Below are 996 nucleotides of genomic sequence, written 5' to 3' on the forward strand. Positions count from 1 at the left end.
CTGGGGTCGATGATCGGCGCCGGGATCTTCGCCGCCCTCGGCCCGGCGGCCGACGCGGCCGGTTCCGGACTGCTGCTCGCACTGGCCCTGGCCGCCGTCGTGGCCTACTGCAACGCGACGTCCTCGGCACGGCTGGCCGCCCTGTACCCCCGGTCCGGCGGCACCTACGTCTACGGCCGCGAACGCCTCGGCCCCTTCTGGGGCCACCTGGCAGGCTGGGCCTTCGTGGTCGGCAAGACGGCCTCGTGCGCGGCCATGGCCCTCACCGTCGGCGCCTACCTCTGGCCCGGCCAGACCCACGCGGTGGCCGTGGCCGCCGTAGTGGCGCTGACCGCGGTGAACCACACCGGCGTGCAGAAGTCCGCCCTCCTCACCCGCGCGATCGTCGCCGTCGTCCTGGCCGTGCTCGCCGCCGTGATCGTCACCGCCCTGACCTCCGCCCACACGGACACCGCGCGACTGGCCATCGGCCCGGACACCACCGCCGGCGGGCTGCTCCGGGCCGCCGGGCTGCTCTTCTTAGCCTTCGCCGGCTACGCCCGCATCGCCACCCTCGGCGAAGAGGTCCGCGACCCCGCCCGCACCATCCCGCGCGCCATCCCGATCGCGCTCGGCATCACCCTCGCCGTCTACGCCCTCGTCGCCGTCGCCGCCCTGACACTGCTGGGCCCGCACGGTCTGGCACACGCCACCGCCCCACTGTCGGACGCCGCGCACGCCGCGGGCGCCGACCGGCTGGTACCGGCCGTCCGCGCCGCGGGTGCCGTCGCCGCGCTCGGCTCACTGCTCGCGCTGCTCCTCGGCGTCTCCCGCACCACCCTCGCCATGGCCCGCGACCGGCACCTGCCGCACGCCCTGGCCTCCGTCCACCCCCGCTTCGGCGTTCCCCACCGCGCCGAACTCACGGTCGGCGCCGTGGTCGCCGTCCTCGCCGCGACCACAGACCTGCGCGGCGCGATCGGCTTCTCCTCCTTCGGCGTCCTGGCCTACTACGCC

1 protein-coding gene is annotated in these 996 nt (G+C 75.9%); it reads left to right on the forward strand.

From position 1 onward, the window contains the following. A partial coding sequence (locus tag JHN63_RS51385; RefSeq protein ID WP_200691988.1) for an APC family permease occupies positions 1 to 996 on the forward strand: 996 nt, incomplete at both ends.

The organism is Streptomyces sp. MBT65 (assembly GCF_016612545.1).
Lineage (GTDB): Bacteria > Actinomycetota > Actinomycetes > Streptomycetales > Streptomycetaceae > Streptomyces.